The sequence below is a fragment of the Streptomyces atratus genome, assembly GCF_900119365.1.
GTDB classification, from domain to species: Bacteria; Actinomycetota; Actinomycetes; order Streptomycetales; family Streptomycetaceae; genus Streptomyces; species Streptomyces atratus_B.
Genome location: NZ_FPJO01000015.1, coordinates 157263 through 178716 on the forward strand (window position 1 = coordinate 157263; position 21454 = coordinate 178716).

Sequence of the window (21454 nt, forward strand, 5' to 3'; positions counted from 1 at the left end):
GGCCGGGGTTTCGGCCGGACCGCTACGGCGCCGAGTGGCGCACGACCAGTTCGGTGGGCAGTACGACCGGTGCGTCGGGTGCGGGCGTGCCGCCGAGGCGGGAGAGCAGCAGCCGTGCGGCCGTCTCCCCCATCCGCCGGGTGGGCTGACGCACGGTGGTCAGGGGCGGTGCGGTGTGCTGGGCCATCGGGATGTCGTCGAAGCCGATCACGGCGATGTCGTCCGGCACCGACCGCCCGGCCGCCCGCAGAGCCCGCAGCACGCCCGCCGCGCTGATGTCGTTGTGCGCGAAGACCGAGTCGAACTGTGCGCCGGAGGCGAGGAGTTGTTCCACGGCCAGCCGGCCGCTGCGTTCGGTGAAGTCCCCGTGGACGACGAGATCGGTGGGCAGGACCGTGCGGAATCCGTCCAGCCGGTCGCGTACGCAGCCGAAGTGCCGGGGGCCCGTGACGACCAGGGGTCTGCTGCGCCCGGCGGCCAGCAGATGACGGGCGGCGGACGCCCCTCCTTCGCGATTGGTGGTCACGACGGAGGGGAACTCGGGGTGGTGGCCGCGGTCGTCGATCAGCACGATCGGCAGACCGTCGCGGTGCAGCGCGGTGAGATGGTCGAGGGTGTTCTCGGGCTCGACGACCAGGAGCCCGTCGAAGGCGCGCGCCGACACCTGGCCGGTGAAGCGCCGTACGGACTCGGCGCCGCGATTGCAGGTGAAGAGCAGCAGCCCGTAATCAGCGGCCTCGACGGTGTCCACGACACCCTGGAGCACCTCGCCCATCCACGGCCAGGTGAGCGAGGGCACCAGCATGGCGACCGTACGGCTGCTGCCGCGGGCCAGTCCGACGGCACCCGAGCTGGGTACGTAGCCGAGCTGTGCGATCACTTCACGAACGCGGGCGGCAGTGGAACCGTCCACCTCACCCTTGGTGTTGATGACCCGTGACACGGTCGTCTTGCTGACGCCGGCCTCGCGGGCGACATCGGCGATGGTGACACGCATCGGGGCCTCCGGGGCAAGGCATGACAGGGCGTCGAACCGGATGGTGCGACCGGTACCGCAACCGGTTCCGGAACCGGTACCGGCGTTGCGGCGTGAGTTAACCCCGCCGGAACAGTGCCGTCAATACTTCACGCCGACATTGGTCCGTACCCATCCCGCACTCCACCTTCCGACCCATCTCCCCTGCAGACAGGGCAAGTTGCGTGTTCACCCTCTGAACGCACACCCTCCCCTCGCGGCTGCGCGGCAGCACTTCCCTCCCGGCCCCGGCCGCAAGCTCGACGGCGCTGATCAGGCCGGGCCGGACGGCTTGGCACCAAGCAGCTCCGGCGCTTCCTCCCAACGGAAGCCGTCGACTCCGTCACCGGCCGTGAGGGCGTGGGGCTCTCGCACCTTCCCGGACTACGGGCTGGGCTGATCACTCATGCGGGCTCCCGGTCAACGACTGAGGCGGTGCGACTCAGGCAGCGTACGGCGGCGGTATCGGGCTGCTCTGTCAGCAACCCAACTCCCCACTGCCGGACTACGGGCGTCCTGGCCAAGCCAATCGCGAACTTCACTGGAACCAGGAGAAATTCCTCGCAGTCTCAGCGCGGTAGCGTCGTTCGACAAGGTCGATGGAGAGGAAGCACGCAGCCATGCAGAAGCCCGCTGGTACCGCCGATCGCCAAGCCCTGCGTGGGCTCATCCTGGACTTCGCCGGAGTACTTACCGCTGATCCGGACCCAACGCACCGTTCATGGGCCGAATCCGAAGGGCTTCACCCGGAAGCGTGGGGTGCCACCCTCAACGACTCCCCTGACGGGCGACGCCTGTACTCAGCACTGGAGATCGGACAGCTCGGACAGGCCGAGTGGAACGCGAAAACGGCCGCCTTGCTCGGCGCGGGCATCGATCCGACGAACTTGATGGGCCGTGCCTGGTCGAAGGTGCCAGCGGCACAGCGCATGGCGGCACTCGCACGTGCTGCCAAGGAAGCGGGATACCGGCTGGCCCTCCTGTCGAACAGCTTCGGTCTGGATCCGTTCAACCCGTATGAGCATGTCGGCATCTGGGATCTGTTCGACGTGCACGTCATCTCGGAAGCGGTCGGCCTGGCGAAGCCGGACCCGGCCATCTACCAGCTAACGCTTGACCGCCTCGACCTCCCCGGAGAGGCATGCGTGTTCGTCGACGACCATCCGGTGAACCTTCCGCCCGCCGAGGCCTTCGGTATCGCCACGGTCCTCGCAATGGACGAGGACGACACAGTCGCCGAGTTGGAGTGCCTGCTCGGGGTGACTGCTGCCGTATCCGTACGAGGCTGACCTCAGCTGCATCGCCAACTCCTTCGTCCGCAAGGGGTGTCGGCATTGCACCGGAAATCGGTACGGTCCACCCCTGGCGGACCAGAAGGGGAAGTGGCTCTCATGCAATGGTCGGAGTACACCACCGCGGAACGGCTCAAAGCTCTCCGCAACGGCATGACACAGGAGCAGTTGGCCGAGGCCGCCGACGTATCTGTCGGCGTTGTCCGAAAGCTGGAGCGCGGCGGCACTGCTTCCCTCCCCTCTTTGTTGTCCATCGCTACCGCCCTCGGCACCGACATCGCCGTGCTCTATGGGCAGCAGGCGCCCCGCCGCTCCATGAACCGTGACGAACGGGCGGCCCTGCGCACTCTTTCCGCCGCGACCCACGACGCCGCCATCGGTATCCCTGTCGAAACCGAGCCGGGCACGGTCGACGAGCTACGGGCCGTCGTCCAGCGTGCCGATGCGGCCTACTGGGCGGGGCGGTACGCCGAGCTGGGCGCGTTGCTCGGCGCGCTGTTACCCGAGGCACGCGTACGTTACGACACCTCGGACACCCACGAGAAGGAGGCCGCGGCCGGCGTTCTGGTCGATGCCTTTCAGACCGCCGGAATGGCCGCAAACATCTGGGGCTCACGCGACCTCGCGTACGCAGCACTCACCTACGGCCGCCAGATCGCTGTGCAAGCAGGTGACGATCTGCGTGACGCCCATCTCGCTGCCACCACAGCATGGGTCAACCTCCGTGATGGGCGGACCGCGCAGGGGTTCTCGCTGGCTGCCGCGCAGGCTGACCGGATCGAGCCGAAGATGTCGGAGCACGACCCCGATCGGCTTTCGGTGTACGGGCAGCTCGTCATCAACGCTGCTGTGGCCGCGTCTCGCGGCGGTTCCTCGCCGGAGGCTGCCCGCGAGTACCTGTCCCAGGCCCATGCCGTCGGGGCCCGTCTCGGCACCGAACACGCCCGTGGACGGCATTCCCAGCCCTACGGCCCCCTCTACGCCGCCACGCAAGCCATGAGCATCGCCGTTGCCCTCGGCGACACTTCGGGGGCACTGCAGCTCATGGACACAGTCAAGCTGGACGACACCGTCCCCCTGGCCACCCGGGCCCGATACGGCCTCGATGTCGCCCTGACCCATGTGTCATGCCGTCGGTGGGAGCGGGCCGCCAGCACCCTCGAAGACGTCTGTGCCATGGCGCCCGGGTGGGTGCAGCATCAGATGCTGCCCGGGGTGATCATTTCCCGCCTCGCCGGCGTATCCGTCAGCCGCCTGCGCGGACTCGCCCACGCCGCAGGAGTACCCCTCGGCGCCAGCTGACTGCCACGACCCGTGGCAGCCGCGAGACGGCGAAGGTTGGTGGAACACCGTCGACCAATTCGCCGCCTACCCCAACGTGACCTACGTGCCGAGGGTCTACGACGTGAGCCCCCTCTACCGCAGCCACCGACTCCTGCTGGTGCCGTCCGCGGTGGAGGATGCCTTCCCCCGGGTGATCGTCGAAGCAGCCCTGCACGGGACGCCGAGCATCGGCACCAACCGGGGCGGCATTCCTGAGGCCATCGGCGCCGGTGGAGTCGTCCTGCCCCACTCGGCCGGAGTCCAGGCTTGGGCGGACGCCGTCCGCACCGCCGACCTGAACACCCTCGGGGAGCAGGCCCACCGGTACGCAGCCGGGTTCGCCCGGCCGCGTCTGCCCGACCTCGAAGCGTTGGGGCTCATCCCTCGGTGAAGGCATCCTCGACCTGACCGAGACGGTCGGTCCACCAGTGCAGCAGGGCCTCGTCCGCAGTGAATAGCTCATCGAAGGAGAAGTCACCACGGTCGTAGTGGAACTCCAGCTGCCAGAAGTCCGTCATCCGCTTCCACCACAGCCGCCGCACACCATCCGCCAGCGCTGACAATCCCAGCGGCACCACGGACCGGTAGCCACGGACGAACGCGGACACCCGCGCCAGATCGAACACACCGTCCACCCCGAACTGCACCTGTGCCGTCCGCGCGACTTCCTCTGCGTAAGGACGAACACCGACCCGATCCCAGTCCAGAACGGCGACGAGCTCCCCGCCCTCCCACAACAGATTCCGGTACTGGACATCACCGTGCGTCCACCCACAACTGCCGACAGGGGTCGTGTCCTGCGGCCTGCGGTCGGCGTGCTTGGCGATCAACGCGCGACGATGTTCAAGAGAGGCCATCGCCGCCTCGTCGAACGAACTGCCTGCGCCGTTGGCACGGACCTCCGCAGACAGTCGCTCGGACTTCTGCACGGCCCGCTCGGGCGTCGTGACATCGGCAGTGATCGTCTCGGGCGCCATCGGCAACAGGCCTTGATCGCAGGCCCGCTTCAGACCCTCGTGCAGGCGTCCCAGGTGCGCACCCAGCGACGAGACCTGGGAGATGCTGAGTTCGACGCCTCGTAGGTGGGTACCGGTCATCCACGGAAACAGACACCAGACACCGCCGTCGACCTCGGCAACCAGCGCACCAGAGGCCGTGGCGACGGGCGCACTCACCGGGGCACCATCGGCAGCCAACGAACCGAGCATGCCCAGATTGCGGCTCAGCCGGCCGCGTGGCACGTCGGTGACCCTCTTGAGGGCGAACGTCGCGTCAGGAGTAGCCAGTCTCCAGTTCGCATTCATCAGCCCCTCGGGAAGGTAATGAAGCCCCTCCACCTTCCCGAGGCCGAAAGCATCAGTCAGCTCGGTGAGGATGTTGCCTGGAATCACGGTCCTGCCGGCCACGGTCGCATCAATCACGCAGGAGACGATACGACATCGGCTCGGCCTTGCAAGGTCGAAACCGGATGCCCTGCCCTTGCATGAATCAGTCACTGACAGGCAGTGCCAAGATTTCACTCACGGGAAAGTGAGCCAGCCAACAGCACCCGCAGGAACAGAGCTAAGCAGGGAGAAGACGCGCATCATGATTGACTACGTCCGCACATGGGCAACCACGCGACGCCAGGCCAGAGAAGGGAAAGTTATCTCCGAATTACGCGAATCAATGGATCACTTCAGCTTGAGTCAACCGATACCCGAAGCCGTAGAAGCCGCATTGCGCAAGACTGCCAGAAGTCAATGGGTTACAGCTCTACTCTCCACGCTTTCCCTCATCGCCATGTGGCTCTGGAGCGGGTTGTTTTTTGCTCTGGCTTGGGGCTTCAGCCGGAGCTTGGTCGGTTTCGCCAAGGACTTCAACCCACCTCCCTGGGACGGAATCGCCAAGGCAGTGGAGCAGACCGAGCCGATCCGAGCAGGCCTCTCCCTCCCCTTTTTCGGCGGCGCTATCGCCGTGGCAATTGGATATTTGGTGGCCATAGTTGTGGGTCTCTTCATCATGGCCAGGGGGCTCGGCGGCGCCGCGATATCGCACATTACGCCGGGCTTGGAGCTTGCATTTCTTCCTTTCAACACCGCTCTCGCCGTGTTACAAATGGCTCAGGTAATCAACTCCTGCGCCAAAGCAGACCAAGCCGCCGGTGAGGAACGAGTTCATGCCATCGCCGGTATACCGAGATCATCAGCATCCGCGAAAAGAGCGATCCAGCGAGCCAGCCGTCACCGGGCCTTCTCGCGCCCCTTCTCTCACCACGGCGCTGTCCTGCGCGACCACGCCGCCCGGGTACTGGGCCGGGTCCAGGAAGCCGAAGAAGGGCTCTTTCGCGAACCGAACCCGGCACTCCGCGAGTTGGCGACCATGTGGCTGACCATCGCCGAGCGCTATACCGACGGGCGAGTCGGCGAGCTACTCGTCGAAGACCTTTCCTCGGTCAACCCCGCAAAGTCACGACTCCGGTCTGCGTTACGCGCCGCGCTGGCAGTCGTCCTGACAGTCGGCACCGTGTTCTTCACCGCCTCACTCGACCTTCCGCAGGCAATCGAGGGATACGTCATCGCCGGCTCTGCCGTGGCAGTGCTGATCCTCGTGTACGGAGCGCGGGCGATCGTAGAGCTACGCCGTCGATAGCCGTTGCCCGGATCAACAGCGGCTCCACCAGAACGTGAATCTCCGCCATCCAGCGGCAGGCTGCGTTCACCCGGAAGCGGTGTCCACGACAACGGTACGACCACTCCGACGGGCCCACAGCAACCGTGCCGTGGGCCCGCCCCCGCGAGGCCTACTCCGTAGGCTCGATCCCCGCCCGCAGCAGCCCGTAGGTGTACGCGTCCTCCAGGGCCTGCCAGGACGCGGCGATGACGTTCTCCGCCACGCCGACCGTGGCCCAGTCGCCGGCGCCGTCGCCCGTGGTGATGAGGACTCGGGTGGTGGACTCGGTGCCGGTGCGGCCTTCCAGGATGCGGACCTTGTAGTCGATCAGCTCCAGCTTGGCGAGCTGCGGGTAGATCCGTTCCAGGGCGACCCGCAGCGCCCGGTCGAGGGCGTTGACCGGGCCGTTGCCCTCGGCGGTGGCGACGATGCGTTCGCCCTTGGCCCAGAGCTTCACGGTCGCCTCGTTGGCGTGCGTGCCGTCGGGGCGGTCCTCGACGATGGCGCGCCAGGACTCGGTGCGGAAGTAGCGGCGGAGGCGGCCCTCGGCCTCGGCGCGCAGCAGCAGCTCGAAGGAGGCGTCGGCGGCCTCGTACGTGTAGCCCTTGAGCTCGCGCTCCTTGACCCGCTCGACGACGCGGCCGACGAGCTCGCGGTCGCCGCCGAGGTCGATGCCGAGCTCCTTGCCCTTGAGCTCGATGGAGGCGCGGCCCGCCATGTCGGAGACCAGCATCCGCATGGTGTTGCCGACCAGGGCGGGGTCGATGTGCTGGTAGAGGTCGGGGTCGACCTTGATCGCGGAGGCGTGCAGTCCGGCCTTGTGGGCGAAGGCGGAAACACCCACATAGGGCTGGTGGGTGGAGGGGGTCAGGTTGACGACCTCGGCGATGGCGTGCGAGACGCGGGTCATGTCGGCGAGCGCGCCCTCGGGCAGGACGGCCTTGCCGTACTTGAGTTCCAGGGCGGCGACGACGGGGAAGAGGTTGGCGTTGCCGACCCGCTCGCCGTAGCCGTTGGCGGTGCACTGGACGTGGGTGGCGCCCGCGTCGACGGCGGCGAGGGTGTTGGCGACCGCGCAGCCGGTGTCGTCCTGGGCGTGGATGCCGAGACGGGCGCCGGTGTCGGCGAGCACCGTGGAGACCACGGCCTGGACCTGGGCGGGGAGCATGCCGCCGTTGGTGTCGCAGAGGATGACGACATCGGCGCCGGCCTCGGAGGCGGCGCGTACGACGGCCTTGGCGTACTCGGGGTTGGCGCGGTAGCCGTCGAAGAAGTGCTCGCAGTCGACGAAGACCCGGCGGCCCTGCTCACGGAGGTAGGAGACGGTGTCGACGACCATCTCCAGGTTCTCTTCGAGGGTGGTGCGCAGCGCGAGTTCCACATGGCGGTCGTGGGACTTGGCGACCAGTGTGATCACCGGGGCGCCGGACGCCAGCAGCGCCCTGACCTGGGGGTCCTCAGCGGCCTTGCCACCGGCCCGGCGGGTCGCGCCGAAGGCGACCAGCTCGGCGTTCTTGAACTCGATCTCCTGCTGTGCGCGGGCGAAGAACTCGGTGTCGCGGGGGTTGGCGCCGGGCCAGCCGCCCTCGATGAAGCCCACGCCGAAGTTGTCCAGGTGCCGGGCGATGGTCAGCTTGTCCGCGACCGTCAGGTTGATGCCTTCACGCTGGGCCCCGTCGCGCAGTGTGGTGTCGAAGACATGGAAACTGTCGTCAGTGGCCTTGGCCTTGGTGGTCATGCTGGTCTGACTCCTGTCGGATGAGCGGATCCGGACGATCTGGCTCCACTTGCCCCCATCATCCCGTGCGCGTCTCGCCCCGGCCGAGGTGAGGGCCGGAAAACGAAAAAACCCCTCGCGGGTGCGAGAGGTCTGCGCGCGGGTCTGGGGCACGGTGGCCGTGCCGCACATGGTGGTGCGGGACGGTCACTGCGGACCGGCGCGCCTGCTGCCAATAATCATGACGGACGAGGGCACGGAAGCAGTCTTGCACAGGGCCGCCTCCGCGCCCCGCCCCGTCTCAGGATGCGGGCGTGACGCTGGTCGCTCCGGACGGCTCCGTGCTGCCCCGGTCCGCGTCCTTGGCGCCGACCCGGCCCAGGTCGATGTCGCGGGTCTCGCGCATGGTCAGGTAGACGACCAGGGAGACCGCCGCGCAGCCGGCCACGTACCAGTAGAAGCCGGACTCGATGCCCGCCTTCTTGAACCAGAGCGCCACATATTCGGCGGTGCCGCCGAAGATCGCGTTGGCGATGGCGTACGGGAGGGCGACGCCCAGGGCGCGGATGCCGGTCGGGAAGAGCTCCGCCTTCACGCAGGCGTTGATCGAGGTGTAGCCGGTGACGACGACCAGGGCGAGCAGAGCCAGGCCGAAGGCGGGCCAGAACGTGCCGGCGTGCTTGAGCATCGTCATGATCGGCACGGTCAGGAAGGTGGAGCCGACGGCGAAGGTGATCAGCAGCGGGCGGCGGCCGATCCGGTCGGAGAGCAGGCCGGCCAGCGGCTGGATGCACATGAAGACGAACAGGGCGCAGAAGCTGACGAGCGAGGCGGTGGGCTTGTCCATGCCGGCGCTCTTGGAGAGGAACTTCGAGAGGTAGGTCGTGTACGTGTAGTACGCGACGGTCCCGCCCATGGTCAGCGCCATCACCAGGAACGCCTCGCGCCTGTGCTGCCACAGCGCCTTCAGCGTGCCGCGGTCCTCCTGCTCGGCGGCGCCGGACTCCGCGTACACCTCGGTCTCCAGCATCGAGCGGCGCAGGTAGAAGACGATCGCGGCGCCGAGCGCACCGACGATGAACGGGATGCGCCAGCCCCAGCTGTGCAGGGCCGCCTCGGACATGTTGCGCTGCAGCACGATCTGGAGGCCGAGGCCGATCAGCTGCCCCGCGGTCATGGACACGTACTGGAAGCTGGAGGCGAAGCCGCGCCGGTGGGGTGCGGACGCCTCGGTGAGGTACGTGGCGCTGGCGGCGTACTCGCCGCCGACGGACAGGCCCTGGAGCAGCCGGGCCACCAGCAGGACGGCGACACCGCCGTACCCCGCGACGCCGTACGTCGGCGCGGCGGCGATGAGGATCGCGGAGGCCGACATCAGCGTGACGGTGAGGGTGAGCGCGGCCTTGCGGCCCCTGCGGTCGCCGATCCGGCCGAGCAGCCAGCCGCCGACCGGCCGCATGAAGAAACCGACGGCGAAGATGCCCATGGTGTTCATGAGATTGGCGGTCTCATTGCCTTCGGGGAAGAACGAATCCGCGAAGTAGACCGCGAAGGTCGCGTACACGAACCAGTCGAACCACTCGACCATGTTGCCCGCCGAGCCGACCCAGATTTTCTTCCACTGCTCTCGTCCCATGGTCCGTCACCGTGCCCGAACAGCGCGGACCGGAACAAGGGCGCCGTGCGCAACGATCCTGCGTACTTACGTGCGTTTCGTTCACGGCCCGGCGGCCGCTACCGGACGGCGAGCGATTCCGCGATGAACTCCCTTACCTGCGCGATCACTTGGGAACGGCCGGTGCCGGGGAGGCCGACCGCGACATGGACGCTGAAGCCGTCGAGCAGGGCGCGCAGCCGGGTCGCGAACCGCTCGGCGTCGACCGGGCGGAACTCCCCTGCCGACGCGCCCCGCTCCAGCAGGTCCACCAGGTCGCGGTGCCAGGCGGCCTCGATGGCGGCCTGGCGGGCGCGCGCGTCGTCGTCCGCGTTCTGCGAGCGGTTCCACACCTCCAGCCAGAGCGTCCAGTGCGGATCGCGGTGGCCGTCGGGGAGGTACAGGTCGATGTACCCGTCGAGCCGTTCGCGGGCCGTCGCCGGCCCCGAGAGCAGGGCGCGCCGCTCCGCGCCGAGCCGTCCCTCGCTCCACTCCAGGGTCTGGAGCAGCAGCTCGTCCTTGGTGCGGAAGTAGTAGAGGAGGTGTCCGCTGCTCATCTGGACCTCGCGGCCGAGTCCGGCCATGGTGAGGCCGTCGAGCCCCCGTTCGGCGATGGTGGCCATGGCGGCGGCCAGCAGTTCCTCACGGGGCGGGGCGGTGTTGCGACGGCGTGGCGCGGGGGGCACGGTTCAGACCTTCGGCTGCTGCTGTGTGATGCAGTGGATGCCTCCACCGCCGGCAAAGATCGTACGGGCATCGACGAGGGTCACCGTACGGTCGGGGAACAGCTCGCCGAAGATCTCCGCCGCTTCCTTGTCGCGCGGGTCGTCGAAGGCGCAGAGAACCACGCCGCCGTTGCAGAGGTAGTGGTTGATGTAGGAGTAGTCGACCCACTCCCCGTCCGCCTTCAGCACGGTGGGTGCCGGGACCTCCACGACGTTCAGGGAGCGGCCCCTGGCGTCGGTGGCGGCGCGCAGGATGCGCACGGTCTCGCGGGTGATCTCGTGGTCGGGGTGGGCCGGGTCCGGCTGGACGTGGGCGACGACGGTGCCGGGGCGGGCGAAGGCGGCGACGATGTCGACATGGCCGAGGGTGCCGTACGTGCCGTAGTCACCGGCCAGTCCTCGCGGCAGCCAGATGGCCTTCTCGGTGCCGAGCCGGGCGTGGATCTCGGACTCGACCTGCTCGCGGGTCCAGTCGGGGTTGCGCTCCTTGCCGAGCTGGACGGTCTCGGTGAGCAGTACGGTGCCCTCGCCGTCCACGTGGATGGCGCCGCCCTCGTTGACCAGCCGGGAGCTCTGCACGGGTACGGCGGCGAGCTCGGCGACGGAGCGGGCGATGTGCTGGTCGTTCTCCCAGCGGGCCCAGCCCTGGGCGCCCCAGCCGTTGAACGTCCAGTCGACGGCGGCCAGTCGCCGGCCGTCGGTGACGAAGGTGGGGCCGATGTCCCGCATCCAGGCGTCGTCGAGGGGGCGGACGGCGAGCTCGACGTCCGGGCCGAGGAGCGCGCGGGCGCCGTCCTCCTGGCCGGGGCCCACCACCATCGTGACGGGTTCGAAGCGGCGCACGGCGCGGGCGACGGTGGCCCAGGCGGCGCGGGCCTCGTCCAGTTCGGCGTCGGTGTCGAAGGTGGGGTTGGGGCCCGGCCAGGCCATCCAGGTGCGTTCGTGCGGGGCCCACTCGGGCGGCATGCGGAAGGTCACTGCGGGTCCTCAGAGGAAGTAGAGGCGGTTGAGGGAGACGGATTCGGCGGGCTCGGAGCGCAGCGGGTCGCCGTCCAAGGTGACCAGACCGCTGCGGGCGTCCACGGCGACCTCTCCGGTACGGGAGTTGTGGATCAGGTCGCCGGGGCCGATACCCCGGGTGCCGCGCACGCCGACGCGGCGGCGGCGGGTGGGCATCGAGTCGGCACCGAGCTGGGCGGCCGCCTGCGAGACGAAGGCCACGGAGAGGTCGGCGGCGGTGGCTCCGTACGCCCCGAACTGCGGTCCCAGGATGAGGGGTTCGCAGGTGTCGGTGGCGGCGTTCGGGTCACCCGTGACCCCGTACGCGGGGAAGCCGGACTTCAGTACGAGCTGCGGCTTCGCGCCGAAGAACTCCGGCCGCCAGAGCACGATGTCGGCGAGCTTGCCGGTCTCGATGGAGCCGATCTCGTGCGCGAGGCCGTGGGCGATGGCGGGGTTGATGGTGAGCTTGGCGATGTAGCGCAGCACCCGGGCGTTGTCGTCCGCGGGGCCGTCGCCCTCCATCGGGCCGAGCTCGGCCTTCATCTTCCCGGCCATCGCGAAGGTGCGGCGCACCGTCTCGCCGGCCCGTCCCATGCCCTGTGCGTCGGACGAGGTGATGCCGATGGCCCCCAGGTCGTGCAGGACGTCCTCGGCGCCCATCGTCCCGGCGCGGATGCGGTCGCGGGCCATGGCGGCGTCGCCCGGCAGGTCCGTCTTGAGGTCGTGCACGGAGACGATCATCCCGTAGTGCTCGGCGACGGCGTCCCGGCCGAAGGGCAGCGTCGGGTTGGTGGACGAGCCGATGACGTTCTCGACGCCCGCCATCCTGAGGACGTTGGGGACGTGTCCGCCGCCGCAGCCCTCGATGTGGAAGGCGTGGATCGTGCGGCCCTCCAGGACGCGCAGGGTGTCCTCGACCGACAGGCACTCGTTCAGCCCGTCGCTGTGCAGGGCGACCTGGACGTCGTGCTCCTCGGCGACCCGCAGCGCGGTGTCCAGGGCGCGGGTGTGGGCGCCCATGTCCTCGTGCACCTTGAAGCCGCAGGCCCCGCCCTCGGCGAGCGCCTCGACCAGCGGGGCCTGGTGGGAGGATGAACCCCGGCCCAGGAAGCCGATGTTGACCGGCCAGGCGTCGAAGGCGTTGAAGGCGTGGCGCAGCGCCCAGGGCGAGTTGACGCCGACGCCCCAGACCGGGCCGAACTCCTGGCCGATGATCGTGGTGACGCCGGAGGCGAGCGAGGCCTCCATGATCCGCGGCGAGAGCAGATGGACATGGGTGTCGACGGCGCCCGCCGTCGCGATCATCCCCTCGCCGGAGACGATGGTCGTGCCCGTGCCGACGACGACGTCGACGCCGTCGAGGGTGTCCGGGTTGCCGGCCCGGCCGATCGCCGCGATCCGGCCCTCGCGGATGCCGATCGACACCTTGCGGATGCCCTGCACCGCGTCGATGACCAGCACATTGCTGATGACGATGTCGCAGGTGTCGCGGACGGCGGCGGCCTTGAGGTGCAGCCCGTCGCGGGCGGTCTTGCCGAAGCCGGCGAGGAACTCCTCGCCGTGACTCTGTGCGTCGGACTCGACGTGGACGGTCAGACCGGAGTCACCGAGCCTGACCCGGTCCCCGGCGCGCGGGCCGTGCACGGAGGCGTACTCGTGCGGATCGATGCTCATCGCCCGGCTCCCAGATATCCACAGGCCGCGGCGCGTCGCAGTGCCTCTTCGCGCGCGCCGGGGGCGTCCAGCGGGCCGTCCACCAGGCCCGCGAAGCCGATCGCGATCCGGTCGCCGCCGATGGGCACGAGCCCCACCTCGACGGTTTCGCCGGGACCGAAGCGGACGGAGGACCCGGCAGGGACGCAGAGCCGCATCCCGTAGGCGCTCGCGCGGGCGAAGTCGAGCCGGGGGTTGGCCTCGAAGAAGTGGAAGTGCGAGGTCACGGAGACCGGCACGGTCGCGGTGTTGTGGACGGTCAGCCGAACCGCGGGCTCCGGCTCGGGCGTGGCGGGCCCGGGGACGACGGCCCCGGGCGCCTCGTCGCCCAGCCCGTCGCCCAGTGGCCGGGAGACCACGGCGAGCCGGGAGCCGTCGTCGAAGACGGCCTCCACATGAACCTCGGTGACGACGTCGGCGACGCCCGGCAGCACGTCGTCGGGGCCGAGCACGGACCGGGCGGCCTCGATGGCCTCGGCCAGCCGGCGCCCGTCCCGGGCGGCCTCGCAGACCGCGTCCGCGATCAGGGCGGTCGCCTCGGGGACATTGAGCTTGAGCCCCCGGGCGCGGCGGGCCCGGGCCAGTTCGGCGGCGCTGAACAGCAGCAGCCGGTCGCGTTCCGTCGGAGTCAGTCGCACGTCTCCACACCTCTCGGTCAGAGCAGCACTCTAACTCATGGTTAGAGTGCTGCTCTAAGTGTGTGGGAGGGCACACTCCGGGGAGCGGGAGAGCACGTCCCGGCACACGAAAGCCGCGCCCGGCGGGGAGCGGGGCGCGGCTTTTCGTGACTACGGGTTCCGGGCCGGCGGTCCGGTCCGGAAGAAGGAACCCTTAGACCGACCGGCAATTGGGGGGTGGGTGAAGGAGCGGGGCTGGGTGCGTGCAGCTGCAAGGCGGAGGACTGAGGCAACGCAATGGGGTCTCCCCTGCTCGAGCGAAGCCGAGAGCTTGGGGAAGTTGTTGATTGACGACAACGCGGCAGATGTGCGTGCCCAGCCCCGCGACGCCGCCCCCCAATTGCCGGTCGGTCTTAACCGAGGGGGTGCATCCAGCCATGGGTGTCCTCGGCGACGCCGCGCTGGATGTCCAGCAGGCGCTCGCGCAGCTTCATCGTGACCTCGCCGGGCGCGCCGTCGCCCTGGGTCCACTCGCCGCCCTCGGACTTGACGGTGCCGACCGGGGTGATGACGGCCGCGGTGCCGCAGGCGAAGACCTCGGTGAGGGTGCCGTTCGCGGTGTCCTCGCGCCACTGGTCGATGGAGACGCGGCCCTCCTCGGACTCGTAGCCGAGGTCACGGGCGACCTTGAGCAGCGAGTCGCGGGTGACACCGGCGAGCAGGGAGCCGGTCAGGGTCGGGGTGACGATCTTGTTCCCGTACACGAAGTACAGGTTCATGCCACCGAGCTCCTCGACCCACTTGTGCTCGACCGCGTCGAGGTAGGCGACCTGGTCGCAGCCCTTCTCGGCGGCCTCGGCCTGGGCGAGGAGGGACGCGGCGTAGTTGCCGCCGGTCTTGGCGTCGCCCAGGCCGCCGGGGACGGCGCGCACCCGGTTCTCGGAGAGCCAGATCGAGACCGGCTTCACACCGCCGGGGAAGTACGCGCCGGCCGGCGAGGCGATCACCAGGAACAGGTACTCGTTGGAGGGCCGCACACCGAGACCGACCTCGGTCGCGATCATGAACGGGCGCAGGTAGAGGGACTCCTCGCCGCCGTGCGCCGGAACCCAGGCCTCGTCCTGCTTGACGAGTGCGTCACAGGCCGCGATGAACGTCTCGACGGGCAGCTCGGGCATGGCCAGCCGACGGGCGGAGCCCTGGAAGCGCTTGGCGTTGGCCTCGGGACGGAAAGTGGCGACCGAGCCGTCGGGCTGGCGGTACGCCTTGAGACCCTCGAAGATCTCCTGCGCGTAGTGCAGGGTCATGTTGGCGGGATCGATCGAAAGCGGCGCGTACGGCACGAGCTGGGCGTCGTGCCAGCCGCGGCCCTCGGTCCACTTGATGGTCACCATGTGATCGGTGAAGTGGCGGCCGAATCCGGGGTTGACCATGCTCGCCTCGCGCTCCGCGTCGGACAGCGGGTTCGAGGAGGGCTTGAGCTCGATCGTGGGCGTCGTCATGAGTGCGTGTCCTTCACCGTTGTGTGTGTTGGACCGCGCTCACGCCGCTCCTGCCAGACAGGTGCTAGGACGTCCGAGCTTTACCGCAAGCCACGGCCCCGTTCGATTATCGCTCCCGGGTGGCCGTGCACGAAACGACACGATCGCGGTCCAGTGGTCGATGGTGGCACCCGGGGCCGCACAGGTGAAGCCGCCGGGTGCGGCTGCTGCCCGGCGGCTTCGAAACGGAGTCGTCGGGTCAGTTCGCTACGCGTACCGCGAGCGCGTCGCCGATCTGGTCGGTCGTACGGCTCGTCGCACCTCCCCCAGAGCCCGAAGGGCCTGGGAGGTGCCCCCCTCGCTCCGCGAGGTCGGCGCAGACGGCGTCCTCGATGCGCACGGCCTCGGCCTCGTAGCCGAGGTGGCGCAGCAGGAGGGCGACGGAGAGGATCGTGGCCGTCGGGTCGGCCTTGCCCTGGCCCGCGATGTCGGGGGCGGAGCCGTGGACCGGTTCGAACATCGACGGGAAGGTGCCCGTCGGGTTGATGTTGCCGGACGCGGCCAGGCCGATGCCGCCGGTCACGGCAGCGGCGAGGTCGGTGAGGATGTCGCCGAAGAGGTTGTCGGTGACGATGACGTCGAAGCGCTCCGGCTGGGTGACGAAGAAGATCGTCGCGGCGTCGACGTGCAGGTAGTCGGTGGTGACCTCGGGGTACTCGGTCGCGACCCTGTCGAAGATGTTCTTCCACATGTGGCCGGCGTACACGAGGACGTTGTTCTTGTGCACCAGCGTCAGCTTCTTGCGCGGGCGGGCGTTCGCCCGCTCGAACGCGTCACGGACGACGCGCTCGACGCCGTACGCGGTGTTGACGCTGACCTCGGTGGCGACCTCGGCCGGCGTACCGGTGCGCAGCGAGCCGCCGTTGCCCGTGTACGGGCCCTCGGTGCCCTCACGGACGACGACGAAGTCGATGTCCGGGCGGCCGGCCAGCGGCGTCGCGGTGTTCGGGAACAGCTTCGACGGCCGCAGGTTGACGAAGTGGTCGAAGGCGAAGCGCAGCTTCAGCAGGAGCCCGCGCTCCAGGACGCCCGACGGCACGGAGGGGTCGCCGATCGCGCCGAGCAGGATGGCGTCGTGGCCCTTGAGGGCTTCGAGCTCCGCGTCGGGGAGGGTTTCACCGGTGCGGTGCCAGCGCTGGGCGCCGAGGTCGTACTCCTTGGTCTCCAGCTTCACATCCTGCGGGAGAACAGCGTTGAGGACCTTGAGGCCCTGGGCCACGACCTCCTGGCCGATTCCGTCACCGGGGATCACTGCGAGACTGATGCTGCGAGACATGTTCGCACCCTACTGCGCGTCCCACCCCATGACACGTCACGTCCATCATGCGGACACACGGCGAGCTGTACGTGTACCGCTCACCTATCCGACGGTGCGGCGCCAGGCAATGGTGGCGGCAAGACCGCGGCCGCGGTGGTGGTCTTCTTCCACCACCGCGCCTTCTCCACGGCCAACGCGCACGCCTCCGACGGCGGGGTGCGCGACGCACGGGTGCCGCTCTTCGAGAAGCACCAGGTGGACCCTGTCGTCAACGGCCACAACCACGTCCACGAGCGCACCGACGCGATCCTGAACAACGCCGTCCGGCGCAAGGTGCCGAATCAGCCGGGGCCGAGCAGAGCCGGTCTCAGTGACCGGTGGAACCACCGTTGTCCCTGCGGTCGAGGGCGCGCTGGAGGGCGGCGGCGGCATTCCGGCGCTCCGACTCGGTCGGGCGGTGGGCGCGGCGGACACGGCGGACAGTTGTCTGGACCATGATGGATCGACTCCTTGAGATCGCGAGGATTTCGAGATCGAAGATCGTGAAGCTGATTTCGAGATCAGGATTTCGAGGCGCCGGAAGGGGCGGGGAGCAGGCGCCGCAGGGGTTGCCTGCACAGGGGCGCTCACTCACGACCGCCAGTCGCTGGATCTAGCGTGACGTTCGGCTTCTACAAAGCTAGGGCAGCTCGGCCGGTCTGTCTCCACAATTACTCGGACTTCCTACTATCTGAGACGGAGGTTTACCGCCGGCCGTCCCCGGATTCCGGACGAGAGCCCGAACGGCAGGCCGTCGTCCCTGGTCAGATGAGGTGACACGGCCGGCGGACCGTCTCGTCGGGGCGGCTGTCGCTCACATCACATCGCCGTCCCGCCAGTCGAAGACCAGCGTCCCGGAGCCGGCGGGCAGCCCCCGGCCGGCCGCGCCCCGGACAAAGGTGCTGTCCTCCTCGTCCGGCAGCCGCTCCACCCCGTACCGCGCCTGCACCGCGATCCGCCCCGGCCACACCCGCCAGCCGCGCCCGGCGTACAGCGCGGCCCCGGCGGCCGACGCGGACAGCGCCCCGAACGCGTACGCCCCGTCGACGACCTCCTCCAGCGCGGCCGTGATCCGCCCGCCCAGCCCTTCCCGGCGCCGGTCCGCGCGGACCGCCACGGCCTCCACGTAGCCGATCCGGTACGAGCGGCCCAGGTGGACCACCCGACGCTGGACGACGCTGCCGTGCGCCAGCAGGCCGCTGCCGTCACGCACCCATGCGTGGATGCCGCCCAGGCCGTGGTCCCAGTCGTCGTCGCCGAAGTCGCCTTCGAAGGCGGTGTCCAGGAACGCGCGGATCTCGTCGAGTGCGGCCGGGGCCAGCCGGCAGGTGTGTGCGGTACGCAGGATCGCCTCGGTCATACGCCAGCCTCTCAGACACCACGGCCACCAGGTACTCAGTCGGCATTTGAGTACCTGCCACGTGTCGAAGGTTTGTGCGTCGCAAGAGAGTTGGGGCCATGAACGGCCTCTACGCTCTCAAGCCCTGGTACGCGGACCGGCTCTCCGGCGTCCGTGCCTCGCTGGTCCGCCGTGAGGTGTCGCCCGACACCCTCACCGCGGCCGGTGTGGTCTCGGCGACCGGTGCCGCCGCCGCGCTGGCCTGGCTGCCCACCGGCCTCGCCGCCCTGCCGGTCGCCCTGCTGCTCGCGGCCCGGCTCGCCTTCGCCAACCTGGACGGCGCGCTGGCGCGCGACACCGGCCGGACGACCCGGCGCGGCGCGGTGCTCAACGAACTGGGCGACCGGGTGGCGGATCTGGTCGTGCTGGCCGGGTTCCTGGCGCTCGCCCCGCCGTGGCTGGTGGCGGTGGCCGGGCTCGCGGCGACGCTGCCGTCCTGGGTGTCGCTGGCCGGGGCGGCGGCGGGCGCGCCCCGGCGCAACGGCGGCCCGGTCGGCAAGACCGAGCGCTGTCTGCTGGTCGTGGTCGCGGCGGCGAGCGGCTGGGCCGTGCCCGTCCTGACCGTGATCGCCGCCGGTTCGCTGCTGACCGCGGCGCTCCGGCTGGCCGGCCTGTGGCGGGAGCTGGCATGAGCGCCGTACTGATCGCCGAGGAAGCAGCGGCCCGGGCCGTGCCGCTGGTCGCGGGGGTGCTGGGGGCGGGCGGTGTCGCCGTCGCCGTACTGCCGTCGAAGGTCCGGATGCGGGCCGAGCTGCGCAAGCGGTGGCGTACCTGGGCGCTGGTGGCGCCGGTCTTCCTCGGTGCGTACTTCCTGGGCGGCGGCGGGACGTTCGCGCTGGCCGCGGGGCTCGGGGTGGTCGCGGCGGGCGAGTTCGCGCGGATGGCGGGGCTGCGCCGGGGCGACCTCGCGGTGCTCGTGACGGCCGCGGTGGCGCTCCCCGCGCTGGCCTGGCTGGCGCCGCAGCTCCTCGACGTCCGGGCGGCGGCGCTGCTGCTGGTCGCGACGGCGCTCCCCCCGGTGCTCGGCGGGGACGACCGGGCCGGTTTCACCCGCGCCGCGCGTACCGCCTTCGGGCTGCTGTGGATCCCGGTCGCCCTGACCGGACTGGTGACGCTCGGGGACACGGGTGTCGCGGTGGGGCTCGCGGTGGCGCTCGGCGATGTCGGCGCCTGGTGCGGGGGTACGGCGCTGGGCCGCCGGGGCCCGCTCGCCCGGCCGCTGTCGCCGCTCTCCCCCAACAAGACCTGGGCGGGGGTGCTCGGCGCGGCGGTGGCGACGGCCCTGCCGCTGCTCGTGCTCGGCGGGTTCGCGTTCCCGCTGTGGGCCGCGGTGCTCGGCGGCTGTGTCCTCGGTGACCTGCTCGAATCGATGGTCAAGCGCGAGTCGGGGGTGAAGGACGCGGGCAGCTGGCTGCCCGGCTTCGGCGGCCTCCTCGACCGGATCGACTCCCTGCTGGTGGCCCTTCTCCTGGCGATGGTGATGACATGACCCCCACCCTTGCGCGCGTCCGCGACCGGCTCGCGCTGCCCGCCCGCTCCCGGTTCACCGCCACGCTCCGGCGCGGTCTGTGGTGGGGCGTCCTCAGCCTCACCGGCGGGGTGGAGCGGCGTGGCCGGCTGCCGCGCGGCGGCTGTGTCGTGGTCGCCAACCACTCCTCGCACGCGGACACGGCGGCACTGCTCGCCGCGCTCGACGCCCGGCACACCCCGGCGATCGGCGCGGCGGCCGACTACTGGTTCGCCTCGCCGTGGCGGCGCCGGATCTGCCGCAGGCTCGCGGCCGGATTCCCGGTGCGGCGCAGCGGCGGCGGCATGGACGACCTGCTGTCCATGGCGGACGAGCTGCGCGCCGGCCGGGCGGTCGTCCTGTTCCCGGAGGGGACCCGGGGCAAGGACGGTGAGCTGGGCTCCTTCCATCGCGGCGCTCTGGTCCTGGCCGAGCGGGCAGGGGTGCCGGTCGTGCCGGTGGGGATCGCGGGCACGGACCGGCTGCTGCCCAAGCACGGCCGGCTGCGTTCGGCACTGGTGCGGGTGTCGATCGGTGACCCGCTGCCGTCGGCGGCCGGCCCGCGGGAGGCCCGCGACGCGGTGGTCGCGCTGCATGCGCGTACGGTCGCCGAGCCGCTGAAGGACTCGGTGACGCGGCGCCGGGTGGCGTCGGTCGTGACCTCGCGCTGGGGTGTCCCGCTGGCATTCGTGTGGGCGCTGGCGGAGGCGCTGAGCTGGCCGTTGATGCCGGAACTGCTGCTGGGCGTGGTCTGTGTGGCGGTGCCCCGGGCGGCGCTCGGGATGTCGCTGGGCGCGCTGGCCGGCAGCCTGGCCGGGGGCCTGCTCGCCCTTCAGCTGGCCTCGGCCGGTGTGCACCTGCCCGCCCCGCTGACCACGGACCGGATGCGGGCGGAGGTCCGGGCCGAACTCGCGCTGGAGGGGGCGTCGGCGGTGCGGCACCAGCCGTGGAACGGCATTCCGTTCAAGGTGTACGGGGCCGAGGCGGGCCGCGCCGGTGTCCCCGCGCTCGACTGGCTCACCGCGTCGGCGACGGCCCGGGGCTCCCGGACGCTCACGGTGGGGCTCGGCTTCGCCGCCTTCGGGCTGCTGATGCGGCGCCACCGCCGCCAGTACGGCCGCTGTCTGGTCCTGCTCGGCGGCGGTTTCACGGCGGGGCTGTCACTGATCGTGAACGGCTGGAGCTGACCGGCTGGGGCTGAGCGGACACTGACCGACGGGCGTGCCGCTTCTGTCCGGCGGCACTCTGGTCCGGACCTGCTCCCGCCCGCCACACTGCCGACATGTCCGACACCACAGCCCTACCCCCGCAGTGGACGCCCATCCATGGCGCGCCCTACCAGCCGGTCCCCCACCGCCCCGAACGGATCGCGGCCGACGATTCGCTCGCGCGTGCCGCCCGGTTGCGGCAGCTGATGGGCGAGCGCAGGACCGTGCGCCAGTTCTCGTCCGATCCCGTTCCCGAGCAGGTCGTGAAGGACGCTGTCGCCTGTGCCGCGACCGCCCCGTCCGGCGCACATCAGCAGCCGTGGACCTTCGTCCTGGTCAAGGACCCGGAGGTACGCCGGAGTATCCGCGAGGCGGCCGAGCGCGAGGAGCGGATCAGTTACGACGGCAGGCTCGGCGAGGAGTGGCTGGCGGCGCTGCGACCGCTGGGGACCGATGCCGTGAAGGCCCATATGACGGACGCGCCGGCCCTGGTCGTGGTGTTCCAGCAGCGGTACTGGGTGGGCGAGGACGGCACCCGGCACAAGCACTACTACGTCGACGAGTCGGTCGGGATCGCCGTCGGAATGCTGCTCTGCGCCCTGCATCTGTCGGGCCTGGCGGCGCTGATCCACACACCGAGCCCGATGCGGTTCCTGCGCGAGGTGCTGGACCGCCCCGAGAACGAGAAGGCGTTCGCGGTGATTCCGGTCGGGTATCCGGCCGACGACTGCGAGGTGCCCGGCCTGGTACGGAAGTCGCTGGAGCAGGTACTCGTGGAGATCTGACGCCCCG

At 70.1% G+C, this 21454-nt stretch carries 20 protein-coding genes and 1 pseudogene; 9 read left to right on the plus strand and 12 right to left on the minus strand.

Features of this window, described 5'->3' with window-relative positions; genetic code table 11:
* Window positions 1-22: 22 nt before the first annotated feature.
* Window positions 23-997 carry a LacI family DNA-binding transcriptional regulator gene (locus BT364_RS24025; protein ID WP_072487308.1) on the minus strand — a complete coding sequence of 325 codons (975 nt, stop codon included), beginning with the start codon at window positions 995-997 and terminating at the stop codon, window positions 23-25.
* Between the two features lie 638 nt (window positions 998-1635).
* Here BT364_RS24025 and BT364_RS24030 point away from each other — a divergent pair.
* The 3 genes from BT364_RS24030 to BT364_RS24040 all read left to right on the plus strand — a co-directional run bounded on the left by BT364_RS24030 (window position 1636) and on the right by BT364_RS24040 (window position 4021).
* Window positions 1636-2304 carry an HAD-IA family hydrolase gene (locus tag BT364_RS24030; protein WP_072487309.1) on the plus strand — a complete coding sequence of 223 codons (669 nt, stop codon included), beginning with the start codon at window positions 1636-1638 and terminating at the stop codon, window positions 2302-2304.
* Window positions 2305-2406: 102 nt separating this feature from the next.
* On the plus strand, window positions 2407-3609 hold the full coding sequence (locus tag BT364_RS24035; protein ID WP_072487334.1) for a helix-turn-helix domain-containing protein: 1203 nt from the start codon (window positions 2407-2409) through the stop codon (window positions 3607-3609).
* Window positions 3610-3685: 76 nt separating this feature from the next.
* Window positions 3686-4021: a glycosyltransferase gene (locus BT364_RS24040; protein ID WP_079179603.1), complete on the plus strand. Its 336-nt coding sequence runs from the start codon at window positions 3686-3688 to the stop codon at window positions 4019-4021.
* On the opposite strand, the gene BT364_RS24045 is transcribed toward BT364_RS24040, so the two are convergent.
* Window positions 4008-5051, minus strand: coding sequence for a phosphotransferase (locus BT364_RS24045; protein WP_079179604.1), 1044 nt, complete (start codon window positions 5049-5051; stop codon window positions 4008-4010). The genes BT364_RS24040 and BT364_RS24045 overlap by 14 nt on opposite strands.
* Before the next feature lie 166 nt (window positions 5052-5217).
* On the opposite strand from BT364_RS24045, the gene BT364_RS39305 reads away from it, so the two are divergent.
* Window positions 5218-6261 (plus strand): hypothetical protein, encoded by a 1044-nt coding sequence (locus BT364_RS39305; protein ID WP_143166534.1) that lies wholly within the window; start codon window positions 5218-5220, stop codon window positions 6259-6261.
* A 151-nt stretch (window positions 6262-6412) separates the two neighbouring features.
* Here BT364_RS39305 and cimA read toward each other — a convergent pair whose 3' ends face one another.
* From cimA to BT364_RS24095, 8 genes are all read right to left on the minus strand, one after another.
* Window positions 6413-8020: a citramalate synthase gene (cimA, locus tag BT364_RS24055; RefSeq protein WP_072487311.1), complete on the minus strand. Its 1608-nt coding sequence runs from the start codon at window positions 8018-8020 to the stop codon at window positions 6413-6415.
* A gap of 280 nt (window positions 8021-8300) precedes the next feature.
* Complete coding sequence (locus tag BT364_RS24065; protein ID WP_072487312.1) at window positions 8301-9635, minus strand: MFS transporter; 1335 nt, start codon at window positions 9633-9635, stop codon at window positions 8301-8303.
* Between the two features lie 98 nt (window positions 9636-9733).
* Window positions 9734-10339 (minus strand): TetR/AcrR family transcriptional regulator, encoded by a 606-nt coding sequence (locus tag BT364_RS24070; RefSeq protein WP_072487313.1) that lies wholly within the window; start codon window positions 10337-10339, stop codon window positions 9734-9736.
* A gap of 3 nt (window positions 10340-10342) precedes the next feature.
* Window positions 10343-11344 (minus strand): agmatine deiminase family protein, encoded by a 1002-nt coding sequence (locus BT364_RS24075; RefSeq protein ID WP_072487336.1) that lies wholly within the window; start codon window positions 11342-11344, stop codon window positions 10343-10345.
* A 21-nt stretch (window positions 11345-11365) separates the two neighbouring features.
* Entirely contained in the window at window positions 11366-13054 is a 1689-nt protein-coding gene (locus BT364_RS24080) for an urease subunit alpha (RefSeq protein WP_072487314.1), read from the minus strand.
* Window positions 13051-13731: an urease subunit gamma gene (gene ureA, locus BT364_RS24085; protein ID WP_072487315.1), complete on the minus strand. Its 681-nt coding sequence runs from the start codon at window positions 13729-13731 to the stop codon at window positions 13051-13053. Before ureA ends, BT364_RS24080 begins: the two co-directional genes overlap by 4 nt.
* 392 nt (window positions 13732-14123) lie before the next feature.
* On the minus strand, window positions 14124-15212 hold the full coding sequence (locus BT364_RS24090) for a branched-chain amino acid aminotransferase (RefSeq protein WP_072487316.1): 1089 nt from the start codon (window positions 15210-15212) through the stop codon (window positions 14124-14126).
* 238 nt (window positions 15213-15450) lie between these two features.
* Window positions 15451-16527: a 3-isopropylmalate dehydrogenase gene (locus BT364_RS24095; protein WP_072487317.1), complete on the minus strand. Its 1077-nt coding sequence runs from the start codon at window positions 16525-16527 to the stop codon at window positions 15451-15453.
* 135 nt (window positions 16528-16662) lie between these two features.
* On the opposite strand from BT364_RS24095, the pseudogene BT364_RS43215 reads away from it, so the two are divergent.
* Window positions 16663-16848, plus strand: a pseudogene (locus BT364_RS43215) (phosphoesterase); the annotation flags it as partial.
* A 28-nt stretch (window positions 16849-16876) separates the two neighbouring features.
* Here the strand turns inward: BT364_RS43215 and BT364_RS43220 are convergent.
* Complete coding sequence (locus BT364_RS43220; RefSeq protein ID WP_256260187.1) at window positions 16877-17005, minus strand: hypothetical protein; 129 nt, start codon at window positions 17003-17005, stop codon at window positions 16877-16879.
* A gap of 357 nt (window positions 17006-17362) precedes the next feature.
* Window positions 17363-17908 carry a GNAT family N-acetyltransferase gene (locus tag BT364_RS24105; protein WP_072487318.1) on the minus strand — a complete coding sequence of 182 codons (546 nt, stop codon included), beginning with the start codon at window positions 17906-17908 and terminating at the stop codon, window positions 17363-17365.
* A 98-nt stretch (window positions 17909-18006) separates the two neighbouring features.
* Between BT364_RS24105 and BT364_RS24110 the strand changes: the two genes are divergently transcribed.
* The 4 genes from BT364_RS24110 (at window position 18007) to BT364_RS24125 (ending at window position 21447) form a co-directional block, all read left to right on the plus strand.
* Complete coding sequence (locus BT364_RS24110; RefSeq protein WP_072487319.1) at window positions 18007-18579, plus strand: CDP-alcohol phosphatidyltransferase family protein; 573 nt, start codon at window positions 18007-18009, stop codon at window positions 18577-18579.
* Window positions 18576-19436, plus strand: a complete 861-nt coding sequence (locus BT364_RS24115; RefSeq protein WP_072487320.1) for a phosphatidate cytidylyltransferase — start codon at window positions 18576-18578, stop codon at window positions 19434-19436. Before BT364_RS24110 ends, BT364_RS24115 begins: the two co-directional genes overlap by 4 nt.
* Window positions 19433-20641 carry a lysophospholipid acyltransferase family protein gene (locus BT364_RS24120; protein WP_072487321.1) on the plus strand — a complete coding sequence of 403 codons (1209 nt, stop codon included), beginning with the start codon at window positions 19433-19435 and terminating at the stop codon, window positions 20639-20641. Before BT364_RS24115 ends, BT364_RS24120 begins: the two co-directional genes overlap by 4 nt.
* A gap of 95 nt (window positions 20642-20736) precedes the next feature.
* Entirely contained in the window at window positions 20737-21447 is a 711-nt protein-coding gene (locus BT364_RS24125) for a nitroreductase family protein (protein WP_072487322.1), read from the plus strand.
* Window positions 21448-21454: the final 7 nt, after the last annotated feature.